The organism is Leptolyngbya sp. FACHB-261 (assembly GCF_014696065.1).
Lineage (GTDB): Bacteria > Cyanobacteriota > Cyanobacteriia > FACHB-261 > FACHB-261 > FACHB-261.
This window is the reverse complement of the sequence record NZ_JACJPL010000001.1, coordinates 438,821-457,364: the sequence shown is the minus strand read 5'-3', so window position 1 is coordinate 457,364 and position 18,544 is coordinate 438,821. Positions and strand designations below refer to the sequence as shown.

The 18,544-nt window shown below is 50.3% G+C and carries 16 protein-coding genes; 4 read left to right on the top strand and 12 right to left on the bottom strand.

Annotation, left to right across the window (positions count from 1 at the left end):
- Positions 1-2: 2 nt before the first annotated feature.
- The 6 genes from H6F94_RS02075 to ntcA form a co-directional block, all read right to left on the bottom strand.
- Positions 3-1,328, bottom strand: coding sequence for an O-antigen ligase family protein (locus tag H6F94_RS02075; protein ID WP_190800554.1), 1,326 nt, complete (start codon positions 1,326-1,328; stop codon positions 3-5).
- Positions 1,329-1,436: 108 nt separating this feature from the next.
- Entirely contained in the window at positions 1,437-3,071 is a 1,635-nt protein-coding gene (locus H6F94_RS02070) for a glycosyltransferase family 39 protein (protein WP_199320119.1), read from the bottom strand.
- A gap of 68 nt (positions 3,072-3,139) precedes the next feature.
- Complete coding sequence (locus H6F94_RS02065; RefSeq protein WP_190800553.1) at positions 3,140-4,111, bottom strand: glycosyltransferase family 2 protein; 972 nt, start codon at positions 4,109-4,111, stop codon at positions 3,140-3,142.
- A gap of 66 nt (positions 4,112-4,177) precedes the next feature.
- Positions 4,178-5,596: an oligosaccharide flippase family protein gene (locus tag H6F94_RS02060; protein WP_277877956.1), complete on the bottom strand. Its 1,419-nt coding sequence runs from the start codon at positions 5,594-5,596 to the stop codon at positions 4,178-4,180.
- A 975-nt stretch (positions 5,597-6,571) separates the two neighbouring features.
- Positions 6,572-7,426, bottom strand: a complete 855-nt coding sequence (locus H6F94_RS02055) for a 3'(2'),5'-bisphosphate nucleotidase CysQ family protein (RefSeq protein WP_242040930.1) — start codon at positions 7,424-7,426, stop codon at positions 6,572-6,574.
- 45 nt (positions 7,427-7,471) lie between these two features.
- Positions 7,472-8,143 carry a global nitrogen regulator NtcA gene (ntcA, locus tag H6F94_RS02050; protein ID WP_190800552.1) on the bottom strand — a complete coding sequence of 224 codons (672 nt, stop codon included), beginning with the start codon at positions 8,141-8,143 and terminating at the stop codon, positions 7,472-7,474.
- A 255-nt stretch (positions 8,144-8,398) separates the two neighbouring features.
- On the opposite strand from ntcA, the gene fabI reads away from it, so the two are divergent.
- Both fabI and dps read left to right on the top strand, forming a co-directional pair.
- Positions 8,399-9,175 carry an enoyl-ACP reductase FabI gene (gene fabI, locus H6F94_RS02045; RefSeq protein ID WP_190800551.1) on the top strand — a complete coding sequence of 259 codons (777 nt, stop codon included), beginning with the start codon at positions 8,399-8,401 and terminating at the stop codon, positions 9,173-9,175.
- A gap of 132 nt (positions 9,176-9,307) precedes the next feature.
- Positions 9,308-9,835: a DNA starvation/stationary phase protection protein Dps gene (gene dps, locus H6F94_RS02040; protein WP_190800550.1), complete on the top strand. Its 528-nt coding sequence runs from the start codon at positions 9,308-9,310 to the stop codon at positions 9,833-9,835.
- 130 nt (positions 9,836-9,965) lie between these two features.
- Here the strand turns inward: dps and H6F94_RS02035 are convergent, their stop codons facing one another.
- Both H6F94_RS02035 and H6F94_RS02030 read right to left on the bottom strand, forming a co-directional pair.
- Complete coding sequence (locus H6F94_RS02035; protein WP_190800549.1) at positions 9,966-11,018, bottom strand: DUF4335 domain-containing protein; 1,053 nt, start codon at positions 11,016-11,018, stop codon at positions 9,966-9,968.
- A 7-nt stretch (positions 11,019-11,025) separates the two neighbouring features.
- The gene (locus H6F94_RS02030; protein WP_190800603.1) at positions 11,026-11,628 is read right to left on the bottom strand and encodes a DUF3038 domain-containing protein; all 603 of its coding nucleotides are present in this window, start codon (positions 11,626-11,628) and stop codon (positions 11,026-11,028) included.
- A gap of 242 nt (positions 11,629-11,870) precedes the next feature.
- Between H6F94_RS02030 and H6F94_RS02025 the strand changes: the two genes are divergently transcribed.
- Together H6F94_RS02025 and H6F94_RS02020 are read left to right on the top strand one after the other, a co-directional pair.
- On the top strand, positions 11,871-12,386 hold the full coding sequence (locus H6F94_RS02025; protein ID WP_190800548.1) for an adenine phosphoribosyltransferase: 516 nt from the start codon (positions 11,871-11,873) through the stop codon (positions 12,384-12,386).
- 18 nt (positions 12,387-12,404) lie between these two features.
- On the top strand, positions 12,405-13,448 hold the full coding sequence (locus H6F94_RS02020) for an ABC transporter permease (RefSeq protein ID WP_190800547.1): 1,044 nt from the start codon (positions 12,405-12,407) through the stop codon (positions 13,446-13,448).
- A gap of 149 nt (positions 13,449-13,597) precedes the next feature.
- Here the strand turns inward: H6F94_RS02020 and H6F94_RS02015 are convergent, their stop codons facing one another.
- From H6F94_RS02015 to dcd, 4 genes are all read right to left on the bottom strand, one after another.
- Positions 13,598-14,539 carry a hypothetical protein gene (locus H6F94_RS02015; RefSeq protein WP_190800546.1) on the bottom strand — a complete coding sequence of 314 codons (942 nt, stop codon included), beginning with the start codon at positions 14,537-14,539 and terminating at the stop codon, positions 13,598-13,600.
- Positions 14,532-15,740 carry a heterocyst differentiation protein HetZ gene (hetZ, locus tag H6F94_RS02010; RefSeq protein WP_313949196.1) on the bottom strand — a complete coding sequence of 403 codons (1,209 nt, stop codon included), beginning with the start codon at positions 15,738-15,740 and terminating at the stop codon, positions 14,532-14,534. The genes H6F94_RS02015 and hetZ overlap by 8 nt, the downstream gene beginning before the upstream one ends.
- 514 nt (positions 15,741-16,254) lie before the next feature.
- The gene (locus H6F94_RS02005; protein ID WP_190800544.1) at positions 16,255-17,712 is read right to left on the bottom strand and encodes a trypsin-like peptidase domain-containing protein; all 1,458 of its coding nucleotides are present in this window, start codon (positions 17,710-17,712) and stop codon (positions 16,255-16,257) included.
- 245 nt (positions 17,713-17,957) lie between these two features.
- On the bottom strand, positions 17,958-18,539 hold the full coding sequence (gene dcd / locus H6F94_RS02000; protein WP_190800543.1) for a dCTP deaminase: 582 nt from the start codon (positions 18,537-18,539) through the stop codon (positions 17,958-17,960).
- Between the last annotated feature and the right edge of the window lie 5 nt (positions 18,540-18,544).

Genomic DNA, 18,544 nt, shown 5'->3' with positions numbered 1-18,544 from the left:
GTTCAGCTTTTAGAGACTATTGGTTCAGATGGTGTAAGTGTGGATAAAGCGACTGCCACATAGAGCACCCAGAGAAGATTGTTTTGAACGACTAATGTGCTCTCAGTCAAATTGACAAGCATGAGAAAAGTTAAGTACGCGATTGGCCAGAGGTATTCTGCTGTTCTACTCAAACGGACCTGAGCTAAGGCCTTTGCTAAAGTTTTCCACAAACCAATGAGGTAGATCACTATTCCGAAAATGCCTAGATCAAGCCAAAGATCTAGCCAGCCATTGTGTGAGTTAGGGGGCATCCAGTCGGTAATCTTCCAAATGTAGGCAGATGGACCGTCGTTACCCAACCAAAACGCTCCATATCCATAGCCCAACCAAGGGCGCTTGCTGATCATTTCCAGCGCAAGTGACCACAGTTGGCTGCGAGCATGAAGTGTTTTGCCTTTGTCAGTAGATTTAGGGGAAGTAGTTACGGTCTCAGAGGAGGAGCTTGGCAGAGTCACTGTTTGGCTAGGGGGAGCTTCTGTCACATTGAATAGAGCATTGACCTGAGGTAATAACGGGGGAGAAAAGCTGATACAAATCGTTGCTGTTATCGCTAGTAGTGCAGGAAAAATAACGTCATAGTGCTTCTGCCAAAACCGATATAAGCAAAGTGCACTTAAGAGAAATACAAAGCTAACCAAAGCAGTTTTGGAGGTTGAAAGCAGCAAAAGAATAATTGAAGAACTAAAACAACCCCAAAAGAGAAGCTGTTTTTTAGGATTGTCAAGAGCAAGCAGTAGAAAGATAGCCGCACTTGGCACCATAACTTTGCCAAGTGCATTTTTATGTAAATAAATGCCTCGCCAAGTCCCTGTATGAACTCCGCCCATAATTCCGTATTTTGGCAGAGCCAGAGCAAATATTAGGCTCAGCAATATTGCTAGCCCAAACATCCAGCCTAGTAACTGTATCTGCTGTTTCAAGCTGTAGCGTGTGGCTAAATAAATTCCAAATAGAGTGGTTCCAGCTAGAGCTATGCTACGACGTATGGTCATCATTGGTTCATAAGACCAAAGAACTGAGACTAGGACGAGCCCTAGAAAAAGCCCAATAAGCCTATTTTTAGAAACTACAGTAAATACGTCTTTCCACCGTTTAGAGAGTAAGAAGAGGGTGATTGCATAAACAACTAAAAAAAGAAGTTGAATCAAGGGATATTCGGTTGGTACGGCCCTTCCATCTCCCTCGCTTACGCCGCCTGACAGGAGTACAGTGAGGGGACCTCCTGAATAGAGAAGCAGGGACAGAACTGTAAAACTCTGTTCGGCAAGTCTTAGAATTTTTTTCATTGTTTTAGCTAAAATTGAAAGGACCTGCACTGACTTGTAAAAAGCTAGGCATTTAACTGATGTAGAGAAATGATCTGCATACAGAATTGAGGAGAAAAAATACTCTTGCTAGCTGCTGGCTGCTGGCTTCGACGCTTCATTCTTTCTATTAAGTTGATACAGAGCCCCGCTCTCGTAAACTGGCTCTATAAGAGGCGTTATCTCGTAATCGTTCTTTAATTTCTGCTTTGTGGCTTCAGAGGCTTGATATAGAAATATATTGCTAAAGTTGCTGGAAATAATGGGGACGCTGGGCTCAACAATTAATTGAACTTTCACTTTAGGTTCTAGCAGATGACTAAGAGATAGTAGGCTACCCATCGTATTGCCATCGGAAGAGTCGCTAATTAAAAGTGGCTGACTAGACTGATTAACAACGTAGGCTGTTTCAAGGATTAGCTGACCTCCGTACTTATTCCACCAATCTTGTGCTTGCACATGAACTGCACAGGATAGAACTTCTCCTGAGATCAGGAGTGTTATGGCAATTTGCCAGATTCTTCGCCGCCAAGAACTAGCAGCATAAATCGAGGAGATTTGAATGGTGAAGAGGTACGTAACAGCTAACAGAATTCCTAAAGAGCAAGGAAAAATAAATCTAGGCCATGCTGATCGTCGTCCTCCCAACAAAAGATCTGGGAGTATTAATGCTAACGGTATAATCCAAGTCAATAAAACAACAAACAACCAAGCCGATCTTGGTCCTTTATTATAGAGAAAGTAAAATGAGTATCCTATTAGGATTAGAAGAGGCAAGAGCAACAGATCGAGCCCAGAGCCGTCAAGTTTAAAATGTTGGCCGAGATATAAATCAAAAAAAGTCAGGCTAATATTTTGAGCAAGAACTTTAATCGAGTTGAGCGGTGGTGTTTCTTGAGAGCCCATCCAACTTGTTGTTCTAGATATTTGAGAAGTACCTTTAATGACAACTAGAAACCAAGGCACAAAAGCTAGAAAGCCTACAAAGGATGCCAATAAATAAGCTCTAACTGTTCTATTGAATCGAAGCTTTTCGATCGCAATTATATAGGCTCCGTGACCAATTAAAAAGAAAAAAGAGAATAAAAAGGTGTAAAGACTCATAGCCACAGTCGCTGCATAGATGCTCCAATAAGATTTTGTTTTAAGTCGTACAGCCTTTAGGAATACTAAGCTTGCGACTAAGATTGTTACTGCCCATAGGCTGTATTCCCGTGCTTCTTGGGCGTAGACGATCTGGAACGGCGAGACAGCTAATAATATGATCGCGATCCATCCAGACAGGGATGACCCAAATAACTCCAGGCATAGCCAATAGACACAAGGAAAAGCTAGTAAGCTGATGACGGCTGACAGACTTCGGATGATCGTAACTGAACTGCCAAACCATCCTATCCAAAGCCGCAATATGATGTAATAGAAGGGTGGATGCTGAGCGTCTTCTATAGCTAAGCTCTTAACCGTATCAATAATGTCTTTGTCAGAGGAAGGATTCTGGTATTTTTGAAGCTTCTCAATGCCTATTGAAGAACCTGTATAGACCTGTTCGAAAAACTCTGCTGTTGTGTAACCAGAAATTCTTAACGAGGTGTAGGCTTCATCGTGCCAATAAATTTTTCGATCTAGATTGCTGAACCGAAAAAATATTCCCATTGCCAAGATAGCAATGACTAAAAATAGTAACCAGCCACGATGAGAGACCTTCTCCACAGATTTGCTATCCACAACCCACCCTGTACTGTTGACAGTCAGACAATTTAGCTAAACCTAACGTAAGACAAAGAACAGGGCATTTATTGTAACGGGCTGTTCGGTCTAAGTTCTGCCTTACGTTGTCTTGAGAAGATAGCTGGAAGCCATTGTCGAACCTCTTGAGGAATCAACCACCGCAACAGATATAGTAAAAAGTCAATAGGTCTAGGCTTACCAAGTTCTATAGCTTCCCTAAGTAGAGACCAGAAAACCTTCCAGTTTTGCTCTGAGGCTGCCTGCAAACCCACGAAGGTTAGGAGAAAGCACGAGTAAGCAGACGGAGTCACTAAAGAACGAATTGAACGAATCCAGTTTAAAGAGTCTTGCCAGTCGTTGATATTACTTAAGCGCTTGCGCCCTGTCTCTATATTAGTAATCGCTAAGGGTTCAGGTGCGAAATGAATTCCTACACCTTCCAATGCACTGACCTGAAGCACCCAATTCCAGTCTTCATGTCGGCGTAAGCTTGTGTCGAGAGGATTTATGAGCAGTAATTCTTTCTTTGCAAAGAGTGTGGAAGTGTTGACAAAAGCTTCTCCATAGAACAGAGACTTCCGAAAAAAAAGATAGTCAGCTAAGTGTTCATAAGGGGCTGGTATTCTTCTGGGGCCAATGAATTCAGATTCTGCCGTTTTCCAAATAAAGCGGCTATAAACAATTGGAAAAGTATGCTTTGAATGATTGGCAATTTGAAGTTGAGATTCGAGCTTTTGAGGGAGCCATTCATCATCATCATCCAAAAAAGCGATCCAATTCCCCTTAGCTTCACTAACTCCAGCATTCCTAGCACCTGCTGCCCCTACATTCACTGGCAATACGACTACTCTCAATCTTGAATCATTAATTTGTTCCAAGTGTCTAGCTGTAGCTTCATCAGGGCCATCTACAACCACAATGACTTCAATCATGCTTAAGCTTTGGGCTAGGGCACTTTTGACTGCTCTAGACACAATCTGCGGCCGACCGCAAGTTGGGATTACAGCACTGACTAAGACTTGGTTGCTTTCATTCATGAGCAACATCTACGATAAGAATATCTGAAAGTGTTTATTGAAACTATGCGAGGCTTTGATTTGAATTTACAAACTACGACGCAACTTAGCTTTAACTGCATTTAGACCTCCGAAAGCATAAATGCTGAGAGTCATTATTAATAGACAGTAGAGAGAAGTAGCAGTAAGCATGGTTATGAGAAGGTCTTGAGTGATTCTTTGTAAGATTAGAAACACACATAGAGTCCATATGCTAGCTAGCATTGGGTAGCGCAAAACGTGCCAGAAGCGTATGGGAAACAAACGACGATGTACAGGATAGACATATTGGCCGCAAGCGATTAATTGCATGAGAAGTGCTGTTATAGCTGCGCCAGTTAGTTGATAGGCTGTAACTAGAACTATGCTAATTAGTCCCCCTATACTAGTAGTGACGCTCACTTCACGTAGATTAATCCGTTCAAAACCACTTGCCACTAGTGCCAAGCTGAGCGGCTTCATGAGAGATGATGCAACAAGTGCTAAGGCAACTATCTTAAGAGCGGTATCGGCATCAGCAAAGCTAGGATTGCCGTAGACAAAGACCAATAAGTCGCGCCCTAGAAAAAACAGGCCAATGATTAGTGGCAAGGCCACACTAAGCAAGATCTCAATGACGCCTTCAACAAGGTCCCGCAGCTTTTCTGGCTCTGCTGCAACTATCTTGTTCATTCTTGGAAAAATAGCCAATGCAAGACTATGAGCAATAATCTCAAAGGGTTGCATCAATTGCATAACCGCTCCGTAGAGTCCAACTACGATTTCACCTCCTATTAAGGAGAGGATGAGCAGCTGCATTCGGTCTTTGAGCACAGCGATGGCTTCGATCGCGAAAAAAGTGCGAGCAGCCTTTATGCTGCGCCGCATAAAACTCCAATTAATCTGTCTTTCTAGATTAATCTTTTGGATCAACAGACCCCATTGCAATACAAGAATGAAAATTTCTGAAAGGACTAGAATCGCGGATACAAGGTTGATAGTGTAGCCCTGTTGCATTATCCAAATGATGACGAGTAGACGCAAAATATAAACAGGTACTGTACTGAGGGTTATCAAGTACATGCGTTCCTGCGCTTGAAAGATCGCCTCTGTAACATTGGAGAGAGAAAAGGGAACGACCATCAAGCCCAAGATATAGCAAGCAGTAGAGGTGTCAGAGTTATAAGGCAATAAAAATACTGTAATGACTAATATTCCGTAACTGATAAGGCTTGCAAATAACTGTAGGAGTGTGCCGTTGATTAGATAGAGCTGTACCTCTTCTAGATTACGTGATAGTTCTCGCGTAAATAGAACCTTGAGCCCCTGAGAGGCGATAGACATGAAGATGTAGTAATAGCCAAAGGCAAGCAAATATTGCCCCAACTCATACGGTCCCAGCAGACGAGCAATAGCTGCAACTAATGCAAAGGTGGTGAGGCTTTGTACTAACCGGTTGATCAATATTGAGAGGGAGTTTCCTAGCAAATGACGTCGCCCTATAATCAGCAGACCTATTTTGAACTCAAATACTTACGGATGCCGATGCTAAGGTCAAGACCTAAATTTTTAGGCCTTAAGGCTCTAAATTTATCTAGAAATATCAAAGATACAGACGAATAACCTGAAAAAGGGAGGCGCAATAAGCGCGACGGAAAGCATTCTTACAAAAAAACTGAGTAACAGTGCTTAGTAGACACAGTGAACATCTTGCCAAATGTCCAACAGCAGCCTACTGCTAAGCTAAACCTGCTCAGTTCGCTCCCGGCGTCTGTCTAAGCAAGTCTGCAATGAATGAGATAGCAACCTAAGCCTGTAGCCGGTGAAAGTCAGAACCTAGAGGAAGATTGCCATCTACCCCGAGAAGTATTTACAATAGAGCGGCGGGTAGCTGAACCAAGCCGAGATAGTTTTTGCAGGCAAGTTTTGGCAATAGATGCATCAAGGTACTCCTCAGCTAGAACAGCTAGGGTGCGACTGAACTCTAGGCAAGTGGAAACTAGAAGTCCACCAGCTATATACAATCCTTTAGAGCGTTATCAGGAAACTCATCTAGCTGATTAGCAATCTGGCTAGGAGTATCTTTAACGTTCTACATTGGCTTATGCAACTCCTTGCTTAATACTGCAATCCATCTGCCCTAGACTGAGCAATGATATCCATAGTTGCAGATGCTCATATTCAACGGGTAGATGCAAAAAGCGTCAGAAGTTTTGGCTGCACAGCCTGATAATAAGTGACTAGTATTTTTACTGAAACACTCGAAATGGACTCTCCTCAGAGTCTTCATCAGCCAAAAAGAAAGTTGGCTGATGCCTCACTTCAGCTTCACAGAGCCTCTGATGTCAGGTAAGCAGCCTAGAGGTGCTGAACGAGGTTCAACACGAAAATCCCTGGAAGATTGAGGGGAGCCGCTGGCCTAAGCCTTGGTATAGCTTAAGCCAAGTTACCCCTCAGCCATTCTCATGTCACCTCTGCAAGTGCTGCTTCTGCCAATGCACAAAGCTTGTTATGGGCATGGCCATTGCTGGCCAGGATGCCGCCCCATTGGCTCACATCAGCGCGGTTGTACTCCAGCAGGCTGCCGTCAAAGCGGCTAACCTGACCACCTGCTTCCGTCAAAATTAGTTCAGGTGCAGCTAGATCCCAATCCTTGGGTGCGCTTTTGCCAGAGAGGGCTACGTAGAAGTCGGTCTCCTGCTCTGTGATCGAAGCGAACTTACAGCCAATGCTGCCAACAGCCCGCTGGTCCGCCTTTGGAAGTTTGGCCAGTAAGCGGTCTAGCTTGCCGTCCCGGTGGCTGCGGCTCACAATCAAACGCATTTGCTCAGGCTGCTGCCGGTCAGACACCTGCAAGGCATGAGCAGTGCCATCCCGAGTTTCTACCTGACTGCCCTGGCCTTGCACAGCGGTGTAGAGCTTCTGCACCATCGGATAAGCGACGACAGCCAATACCGGACGGCCTTGATGCACCAGCGCAATATGAACGGCAAACTCGCCAGTGCGGTCAATAAAGTCGCGAGTGCCATCCAGCGGATCAATGATCCAAACCCACTGTTTCTCAAAACGGCTGGGTACGTCAGCTGTCTCCTCGCTGAGGTAGGCAAAATGCTCATTGCCCAAGGCAGTTTGAAGCGTAGACAGAAGATGACGATTCACGGCTAGATCTGCAGCCGTAACAGGGCCGTCCTTCTTCTCGTCTACCTGCAAATCGCTGTGGCCGTTGTAGTGCTCCAGCAGAATATCGGCTGCGCCCCAAGCAGCGTTGCGGGCGATGGGGAGCAGGGCGGACAAATCGGGCATGAAAGTTGAAGTCATGGGTGCAGTCTAGCTGAAGGCTGCGCCTCTAGAGATCCTGAAAAATTAGGTGAAACGGCGGCCCAGCAGCACTGGATTATGGACCGTGATCTTTTTCTTATGAATTGAGATCATCTTTTGCTTACGCAAGTCGCCCAGCAGCCGAGTGACGGTAACTCGCGTAGAGCCAATAGCCTCAGCAATGGCTTGGTGCGAGAGCTTCAGATCCACGGTGACGCCCTCTGCGCCCGGCACACCAAAGTCACGGCAGAGGATCAGCAAGAAGCTCACCAGACGAGAGCCCATATCGCGGTGGGCCAGGGTCTCAATCATCATCTCGGTTTGCAAAATGCGCGAGGAGAGGCCACGCAGCAACACCATTGAGAGTTCTGGGTCTTCCTTGAGCGCTTTCTCCACCTGCTCAATCGGCACTGAAACCAGTTCCACCGGGGTGAAGGCCACAGAGTGATAGAAGCGGTCAGAGCGGTTGCCCGTAATCAGAGACAGCACGCCGAAGACACTGTTTTCGCGTAGCAAGGCGACGGTGATTTCTTCACCTGCTTCATAGACCCGCGAAAGCTTGACCGCTCCCTTGAGCAGAAAGTAAACTCGCTCCGCTGGGTCACCCGGGAAAAAGATTGTCTTACCCCGCTCGAAGGTTTCCACCATCGGCGGAAATAGACCATTGTTCATCTGGCGGAAAACCGCCGCTAGAGGCCGATCTTGGGTCACAACCATCGTTCCTTCCCCACCTCTATCCCTCCCGGTCTGGATGATCTCAAGGCTTGCTGAACGCCCTGACTAAGTTTTCATCACTTAAACCTACTCAAGGCTTGCGGTTTGTATTACAGGTAACCAATTTTGACCAAACGGTATCACAACAGACTTTAGTTTTGCTGAGCGGTGATACGAGACTGGATTCTGGAGCGGGAGAGAGGCAGGGCTGCTGTATCGTAAGATCTCGTCACGCCGCCACCCGATCTGGAGAGATCCATGCTTGACCTGACCGGAAAAAATGCGCTGGTCACTGGCATTGCCAACAATCGTTCTATTGCCTGGGGTATTGCCCAGTCCTTGCACAAGGCTGGAGCCAACCTCGCTATCACCTACCTGCCCGATGAGCGAGATCGCTATCGCGCTAAGGTTGCCGAGTTGGTCGAGCCACTAGCCCCAGATTTGCTTCTGCCTTGCAATGTCCAGAATGATGCGCAGATCGAGGAGATGGTCGCTGCTATTCAGGAAAAGTGGGGTCGCCTGGATATCTTGATCCATTGCCTTGCTTTCGTGAATAAAGAAGACCTCACTTGCAATTTCAGCGACATCTCCCGCGCTGGCTTTAATCAAGCCCTTGATATCAGCGCCTACTCACTGGTCCAACTGTGCGGAGCTACAAAGCACCTGATGACTCAAGGAGGCAGCGTAGTAACGCTCAGCTACCTCGGCGGGGTACGGGTGATCCCAGGCTATAACCTAGCTGGCACTGCTAAAGCCGCTCTTGAGTGCAACACTCGCTATCTAGCTGCCGAGCTGGGCCCCCAAAACATTCGCGTGAATGCCATCTCTGCCGGTCCGATTCGAACACTGGCATCCTCAGCAATTGGCGGCATCCTGGACATGATCCACCATGTTGAAGAAGTAGCGCCTCTCCGCCGTTCGGTTACCCCCTTGGAAGTGGGCAATACGGCTGCCTTCTTGTGTAGTGACTTGTCGAGTGGCATCACCGGCCAAATCATCTATGTAGACGGTGGCTACGAGATCATGGGAGCTTAATCTCACTCCGCCTACAGACGTGGTTTAAGCACGCTTGACAACTGCGCCTTTGACAGAGTAGGGCATTTCTTGCTAGACTAAGCGTAGTCGTAATGAGTTCGTTTTAGTATCTCTGCGACAGGAGAGTTAAAGATGGCAGTCAGTCAGACCAAGACGGCAAAGACCGCACAGTATCAGAGCCGCATCAACATCCCTGCTGAGAAGCGCACGCAGCTAATCGGCATGTTGAACCAGCACCTGGCCGACACGCTCGACCTTTACACCCAAGTGAAGCAAGCTCACTGGAACGTCAAGGGCATGAACTTCTACCAGCTGCATCTGCTGTTTGATGAGCTAGCGACGGAAGTGCTGGGCTTCGTGGATTTATTGGCTGAACGAGCGACAACGCTCGGTGGCATTGCCCAAGGAACGGCGCGCATGGCCGCAGAGGCCTCTGCCTTACCGGAGTATCCCCTGGGAGCTGTTGAAGGCAGAGAGCACGTCGAAGCCCTCGTCGAGCGCTACGGCCAGTACAGCAGCCGCATCCGTACGGCTATTGACGACTCTGATTCTCTAGGAGACAAGGACACCGCTGATCTCTACACCGAGATCTCGCGCGCCGTTGATATGCGCCTGTGGTTCTTAGAAGCCCACCTGCAATCGTCTGCAACCCTGGACTAGCCTGTCTAGTTGCCTTTAGCCTAGCCATAAGCAGGTATAAGGCAGGGGTATTTAAGATCCAATCGAGCCTAAATAAGTAACCTCCGTAGCCCTGTTTGGACTAGGGAGGTTACTTGAGCTTTCATTTATGTCAAGGCGAGGCTGCTGGTGTCGCAGTCTCGCTTTCGCTTGTAGCCGGTTCCGTGTAGGGTTCTACACTCAGCTTGCCGTCCGGTGTGAACGTGGCTTCGAACTGTGCGGTTGGCTCCTGCGAGGTTGAGGACGTCTCAACGGGTGAGGGAGTGGCATTGGGCGTAGGCACCGGTACGTAGAGCAGGGATTGTAAAGGCGTATCTCTGACAAACTGCTCCGAGTTTGCATCCAGAGCTCGGTAGCCAGTCAGTAAGCCATTGGCATTGACCGAGAGCCGGTAGGTGAGATCGCTGCGGAAAGTCGGGGTCGTTCTCCAAGCTTTGTCAATCTCGTCGTAGATCTGCTGACGCAGGCTGCTGATCGCTTGGGAATCACTAATGGTAGGCGGAGCGGTGGCAGTCGGTGTAGGGACTGGTGTGGCTGTGCTAGAGGAGGTTTGGGAAGGGACTGGCTCAGGTGGCCTGACGTTGGGAATGGGGACAAAGAAGAAGGCGACAGCTGCCACCGCTAGGCCAGTCAGTCCGAACAAAGCAGGAGCCGCCTGCTCAACCGGCTTGGCGCGATGAGGTGAGTAACGTCTAGAAACTGGTGTGAAGTGAGGCTGAAGTTCCGGCAACGTTTGCGTATCGGCGCCCAGCTGATCTAGCGCCTCGACTAAATCGAACAGTTGCACTGTGCTCAGTTCAAGCCGTTGCTCAGCCTGCTGATCGGTTGGAGCGGTTGTGCCGTTTGGGCTACCGTCCTGTGGTGGTTGCCTGAGGGTCAGAACGTGCCGGTCGAGTCCCTGGCGCTCTACTCTGACTAAACTCGGTTTGCTAGGGCCAGACACGCCGCTTAGTAAGCTCTGGGCGTACTGACTGACGGCTGAGTTCAAGGCTTCTAGCAGTTCCCGATTACCCGACAACGGCGAGTTCAACCCTAAGAAATTGCACTCAAAGTTAGTCAGGATCGATAGAGGAGGGCGCTCAGAATAGGCATTATTCGGAGCAGCAATACCCTCCAAGGTCAGGGTGCAGTTGGGCAGGTTGTAGGTGCGGACTAGAGTGAGCATCGGGTATCTACTCCACCTCACCGTCGAACAAGGAAGCCCACAGACGAGCAGGTCCGGCTGTGCCGCTGCACAACAGCAACTTGTTCAAAAGCTCAATGGCCATCTCATTCAACTTGGCATCGTCCATCAGGCGTCGCGGTTGCATTCGCTTGCGGAAATAGCTGCGAAAGCGTTCTAGGTAGTCGTTGAGGCGGAAATGCTGCTCCACCCCCAGCCCCTGCTCATTCAGTTGCTGTTGAGCGAGGAGAAGCTGACGGATGAGCACAGTCAGGCGACGCGCCAGATAGCAGGTCACAAGCGTCAGGGCTTTGGCTTCATCCAGACTCAGGGGACGGCGTTGCGTCTGGCGGCGGTAAGGACTCGTACTGCGCAGACGCCAGAGAACCACCCGATTTTTAATCAAATGCTGAAGCTGGAGGTCTTTCGCTGCATAGAGCATGGCTTCAGCGCCGAGTCGCTCGACCGACTCAATACTAAGCAGAAGCAGATCTAGCTGAATTCTTGTGCGCCGTGGACATTCGGCGGGCAGGCCACTCAGTTCCGGCAGCGTCTCAAAGAGTGCGCTTGGCTCCTGGTTGTCTGCAAAGTCTGTAGAACTATTTACCTGCATCACACTGAACGTACTGCCTCGAAAACCGCTTCAAACCCAAATGACCCGTTGACCAGTGTACGAGTTTCCTGCAATCAATAGCAGTTCAACTACAGGCAGGGTATGAAGCAACGAGTCGCGCTTATTGTACCCATCTACGGAAAAGTTACCCACCTACCTATCAGGAGATGTGGATAAGCTATCGTCTTACTGAATTGGCGTCAGCTAGCACACTTAACCTCAGAACATCTCAATTCAACCTCATGGACCTTCAAGCCCTTGTCCGCGATATTCCAGATTTTCCCAAGGCAGGCATCCTTTTCCGGGACATTACTACGCTTTTACGGGATGCTAAGGGCTTGCGCCAGTTAGTGAACGATTTAGCTCAAGCTTTTGAGGGCCAGAAGATCGATTATGTTGTCGGTGCTGAGTCCCGAGGGTTTATTGTAGGAGCGCCGCTGGCCTACTGCCTGGGCGCTGGCTTTGTGCCGGTGCGCAAACCTGGCAAGTTGCCTGGAGCCGTGTATAGCTACGAATATGCGCTCGAATATGGCACTGACCGCCTGGAGATGCACCAGGATGCATTTGAGCCCGATAGCCAGGTGCTCGTGGTAGATGACTTGATTGCCACGGGTGGAACAGCCTTAGCAACTGCCAAGCTTGTAGAGAGGGCTGGAGGCCGTCTGGTAGGCTTTGGTTTTATCATCGAGCTGTCGGCCTTGGATGGGCGTAAGCAGTTGCCCGCTCAGGTACCGATTGTCTCTCTCATTACCTACTGACCTTCTTCGGGCTCGCCCATGACCTCTCCTGATACGACGGTTAGCCGCAGTCCTTGGGCTAGGGGTAGCCGGGTCCTTTCAGGGCAAACTACTGCCTATGTCGTCAAGCGCCTGTTGCAAGCGGTGCTAACGCTATGGCTGGTTTCGCTGCTGAGCTTTTTCATGATTCAGCTGGCACCGGGTAACTACCTGGACACACTGAAGCTAGAACCAACCATCGATCCTCAAACTATTGAGCAACTGACCCAGCAGTTTGGCCTAGATAAGCCCATTTGGGAGCAGTACACCCGCTGGCTCTGGCAAGCACTGCACGGTAATCTTGGCACCAGCTTCAGCTACCGTATCCCGGCTGCAACGCTGATTGGTCAACGAGTGCTCAATACACTGCTGCTGGCGATCTCCTCAATCATCGTGACTTGGGGTGTGGCGATTCCTTTAGGGATTTTTTGCGCTGTGAATCAGAACCGCTGGATTGACCGCACAATTCAGCTTCTGAGTTACACCTTGCAAGGCTTTCCCAGTTTCATTGCTGCACTGCTATTTCTAGTGATTGCTCAGAACACACCCCTGTTTCCAGTGGGGGGCATGACCAGCATTAGCTTCGCTGAGCTTTCGCCGCTTGGCAAAGTGCTAGACATTGCCTGGCATATGATTTTGCCTACATTAGCGCTGAGCGTGACTAGCTTTGCCGGTTTGCAACGCCTCACCCGAGGCAACCTGCTGGACGTACTGCGACAGAACTACATTCAGACGGCTCGTGCCAAGGGGTTGTCTGAGAACCGGGTTATTTACTTTCACGCTCTCCGCAATGCGATCAATCCCCTGGTGACACTTCTGGGCTTTGAATTTGCCAGTTTGCTTAGCGGTGCCTTCATTGCAGAAACGCTGTTCAACTGGCCTGGGCTTGGCAAACTGATCCTGCAAGCTGTCCAGCAGAAAGACCTCTACGTCGTCATGGCGTCTTTGCTAATTGGGGCTGCCATGCTGGTTATTGGCAATTTGCTGGCCGATCTTTTGCTCAAAGCTGTGGACCCGCGCATCAGTCTGGACAAGCTGGATTGACCGTAGAGGTTTGGATAAACCAGTTCAAACAGTTCAAATCCTATCCCCAAAACACAGGCTCTTAAAAGCACAGTTCTCAAAAGCATAGAGGCCGATTGCCCACAGGCGGTATCGGCCTCTATTTGTAATCTGTTTTGTTCTGAGGAGAGTTAAGCCTCTAGCCGTAAGGCCAGGCTCAGAGGCTCTGCTCCTTGCAGCTCAACGGTTAGGATCCAGGCAGACCCACCTGTCGCCGCTACGCTAAGTAGGCCAGCTCGACTGCGCTGGGCGGAGTCAACTTCCTGCTCACCGACAAACAGCTTTAACGCGCCTGCTAGAGGTGTCTGAGCCTCGACTTCGATCTGTCCCGGTTGAGCGCTAGAAACCTGAATCACCAGCTCACCTGAATCGGTTGGCCACTGGCGTTCGACTGCTGGAGCACCAGGACGCACAGAGACGCTCAAGTTATTGAGAATCTCGCGTGCGGCCAGCAGAGAAAGAGCCATCTGCTGCTGAGGCTGGGCCTGCTCATAGCTACCAGAAAATTCTCTGGTAATGGCATCTGCTAGCTTCTCAGTGTCGCGGCTGGCACCCTGCAAGACCATGCCTGCAATCTGATTGAGTTGCTGGTTTTGATCTGGAAACAGATCTTCAACACAGCGCACTAGCCGAGCCCCCTCTCGCATTGAGGAATGAATGAGGGTCTGGGCTTTCGCCAGTAGCACTGCCAATACCTTTTTGGGCAGCGTCACCGGCAGCTCTAAACGTTGCACTTGGCTAGCCCAGAAACCTAAAGCCCTAGCGGAGGCAACTTCCTCAGCGCTAGCACTGGCGTAGTCTGGTACGGCCTCTAAGCTGCGTTCGGGCGTCGTGTAATCTGATAACTCAGTTTCCCACGGGAACAGCGGCGGATTGCGCTCAATCTCTACGTAGAGGCGGCGCTTCAAAATCGCTTGAAAACGGTCCTGCACAGCCGGTAACTCTCCCCAGGTTTGGCTTATTCGCTGGTTACGCTCTAGATCAGCAAATGACCCGTCCGTGTTCGGAGAGGATTCCTCTCCGAACAGCCAGGCCATCAGCCCTCGGTCGAGCGCTTCTGAGTCCCTATTCATCCACTGCCGCCTCAGTTCCGGAGGATGCATTGTTACGAATTTCCCAGGCTTGCTCCAGCAAGTGGAACCACTTCTTCTGAAGCTGGTTCACCGTGCAGCCCAGCTTGCGAGCGATGACATCATCCGCCAACTTCTCACGTTTGAGATCCAGGATTTGGGTCTGATCTTCGCCGAGCACAGCAGTAAACTCCTGCCACTGCCGTGATGTTAGCCCAAGATTTCGCTCCAGATCAGCTTCTAGCCACTGGTGAACCAGTTCCCAGCGATGCGAGAGAGCGAAGCGAATCAGGTGGTACTTGAAACGCTGTTGTAGGTAATCGCGTTGGCGTGGGGTCAAGCCCAGGATTTCCTCGATTTCTGCAGTGGGCAGGTCCTTTAGACGCAGAGCGAAGTAGTCGGCGCAGTCGGTTTGGCCTCGTTTCTCCAGGTAGGCCAGCAGCTCTTCCACGACTTTGTCGCGTAGTGAATCTTCACTGGAGTCTGGCTCAATCGAGGTCATCTGCTCGCGGACCTGAGCCGCAGAGGAAGGAAGCCAATTGCTGCCTTCAGCGCCGTCAGTTCGGCTAGCTTCTGTAGCCTGCTCGATGTCGATCGCAGTTTCGGGTGGTTGTTGCTGCGAAAAAGTTTGGGCTCGCAGGATGATGAGCTGTTGTGAACGCCGTCCTGGCAGGGGAATACGCCGCTTGCCATATCGCTCGACAAAGGCCATGTACTCGGCTAGCTCTAGCAAGGTCCGAGGGCTATACTCCGGTCCCAAGCCAGTTTCTCGACGAAAGGCATTGAAGGCTTCAATATAGAAGCTTTGTAGAAAGTCATCGATGAGCGCGCAGCGAGCTTGATAACCCAGCCGAGACTGAGGCGGCGCGATATAGCGGTAAATAACAGCGCTTAGCGTGCTGTGTAATTCGACACGGCCCTGCTTAGAGCCTAAGCGGTAGTAGCCCAAGCATTGCTTGAGGCGGTGACGAGCGAGGGCAATTTCCCAAGTACGGACTTCCCCAGAAGCTTGAATGCGCTTACTCTCCTGACAAATCCGGTCGACTTCAGCCGCAAGCCGCTCAGCAACCAAGCGACAGTCGCGCTCTGAGGCGCTCGTCGCGGCTTTGAGTTCCCGGTATAAAAGCTGGTAGGTAGCCTCCACGACTAGGCAGATTCCCCGTGATGGATGATCGTCGCTGTGATCCGGCTTCGGTAAATTCACTGTGAATGCTGTACAGGATGGGGACGTAGGCTGTGACCGAACAGGCATAACTCTTCTGATCCCAAAACACCTTCGGCTGAGAGGGTTGTGGTTAACTCGGCTGTTAACACTCCCCTGAGACACTCCGGCACCCCTGACGATTTATGTCTCTCAATCAGCATTGAGTATGTGATCTGAGACACCTGGAGCAGGCACAGGGTAGAGTTGAGACTTTCCGTAGCTCGCATCGGGTGATGCGTTCAAAATGACCCGTCTCCCCTAATCTATCTATCCCCGTGCCTGGGTAGATTGATTCACGCTATGGCTACTGTTTTCGGTCAAAAGGGGTTCAAAAGTCGAGGGGTTAGGCCCCCCTTGACACTCCCATTGGCTCCATCCCTGTGGTCACAGTTGGCGGTGTTCTGCCTATTTCGCAATCCTTGGCACTAGATGTGGGGGTCTCCGTGCAATTACGGCTTTTATAGAAATTTATATCGAATTTATATTGGGGTAAAGCACGTATGAATACGGAGAGTCATCGTACTAATAGTTGGTAGGAACCACGACCCGTACGGTCGATGGCATTGGCAATCACTTGGTAGGCCCCATCCGTAGGCAGAACGACAGTGATTTGCGCATTCGTACCACCAGCGCTGTCATCATCCTCGGCCACGACTCGACCTGCTGCAGTCCTCAGGATTAAGTAAGCATCGAACTGCTGGCTGGTTAGTGTAATGGTGACGCGTTGTCCGGCTCGGCCCTGAAAGGTGTAGGCGTCGAACAAGCTGCCATCACGAGGAATCTGCCGGTCCCCGTTCTGGAGGCTGCCCGATTCTTGAAGGATAGGGCGGCTGTTCCGGGTTTGGGGAGTTTGGGGAGTTTGGGGAGTAGACGGTTGACGCGTGGCTTGTCCCAGCACAGCCTGCAGGGTGTAGCGGCCCGATTGCCCTGCTTCATACGTGTTGGCGAGCAGGCTGTAGGTTCCGTCGGCGGGTAGGCGAACTTGAATGCGGGCATTTTGCCCACCAGCGCCATCATCATCCCGGACTACTGCATTGTTGGGCCCTAGCAGGATCAGATAAGAGTCCAACTGGCTGCTGTTCATGGTGATGGTGATCTGTTGACCTGCTCGCCCCTGGAATTGGTAGAGGTCGTAGAAGCTGCCGTCATCAGGTAAGGTACCGTCGCCTGAGCTTAACTCGCCCTGGATTGGACGGCCATTAAAGGCGAGCTGCCCGCCTGGGCTATCAGTTCTAGTTCCAGGGCGCAGGCGGCCTGCCTGCGCTTCAGCCAGAAAAGGTTGGACCTGAGCCACACTCAGGGCGAAGCCAATGCCGATGTTGCCGCCACCCCGTCCTGCAGTGAAGATGGCTGTGTTGACACCGATCAACTCCCCCCGACTGTTGAGTAAGGGACCGCCGGAGTTGCCCGGATTGATCGCTGCGTCAGTCTGAACCAACCCGCGTTCGCGGTCGATGCGGCTGATGATGCCGGTGGTGAGCGTACCCGCAAACTGCCCAAAGGGATTGCCAATGGCAAACACCCGCTGTCCTACCTGCAAGGCGTTGGGGTTACCCAAACGGACAGTGGGAAGATTGCGCGGCGGACGCTGAAGTTGAACTAAAGCTAAGTCTTGCGACCCTCGTCCGATGCCGATGACCTGCCCTTGTATGCGGGTTCGATCTGCCAAAACGACATTGACCGTTCTTTGCCCCCGCACGACATGGGCGTTAGTTAATACCAGGCCACTCGCATCCACAATGCTGCCACTGCCGTTACCGGAAGAGGTTTCGATGGAGACTACTGCGGGGCTAGCAACCTGATAGACCCGGATATTAGTTTCTTCATCGGCATCTCGGCCCGAACTTGGAACTCCATTTGGGGCTGCCTGGGCGAGGCTTTTGGAGCTGAGGGTCCAGGCCAACAGTGGGGTTAGGCAGGCACTGCTGAGGAGCAAACTCAACACAAGCCGACCTGTGGATGTCTTAGTCATGCTGCCTTCACGCTGGAGTAGGTTTGGGGATCGCTGTTGCTATCTACTCACTAGTTTTCCTCGTTTCCCTGAGGGATTCAGGGTTAGAGCAGCTAGACAAAGAGAATCCATAGCCCTGTTGCAAGAACAGGCAACAGACTGCGCGCTTCATAACAATGCCCTACGGCAGTAGGCCAGTATGCTGATTAATTTGACTTGCCAGACAGCTGAGCACAGCCAACTGAGATTCAATTTGAACTTTAAACTCAGACCCGAGCCACGATGACTTGTTGGGGTTGATCCTGATATTTGCCTTGCCTTGCTTCATAGCTGACCTTACAGGGTTCGCCCTCTAGAAACAGCAGTTGCACAACCCCTTCATTAGCGTAAATTCGGCAATCGGCGCTGGAGGAATTTGAAAACTCTAAAGTCAAATGACCGCGCCAAGAGGCTTCAGCCGGAGTGAGATTGGCAATGACGCCAATGCGGGCGTAAGTTGATTTGCCAATGCATAGAGCCGTAATGGTATCAGGCAAAGCCAACCGTTCTAAGGCGACGCCCAAGCCATAGGAATGAGCGGGCAAAATAAAGAATTGGCCGCTGGCATCCTCATGCAAAGAAGTGGACTCCAAATTCTCCGGGTTGAAGTTTTTAGGATCAACGACTGTACCCGGAATATGACGAAAGATGCGAAATTCCAGAGGCGATAGGCGAATGTCATAGCCAAAGGAAGAAAGGCCATAACTGATCACCCGGCGCTCTTCTACCTGTCGTATCAAAGCAGGCTCGAAAGGCTGGATCATGCCTGTACGGGCCATTTGCGTAATCCAGGCATCATTTTTGAGCATAATTT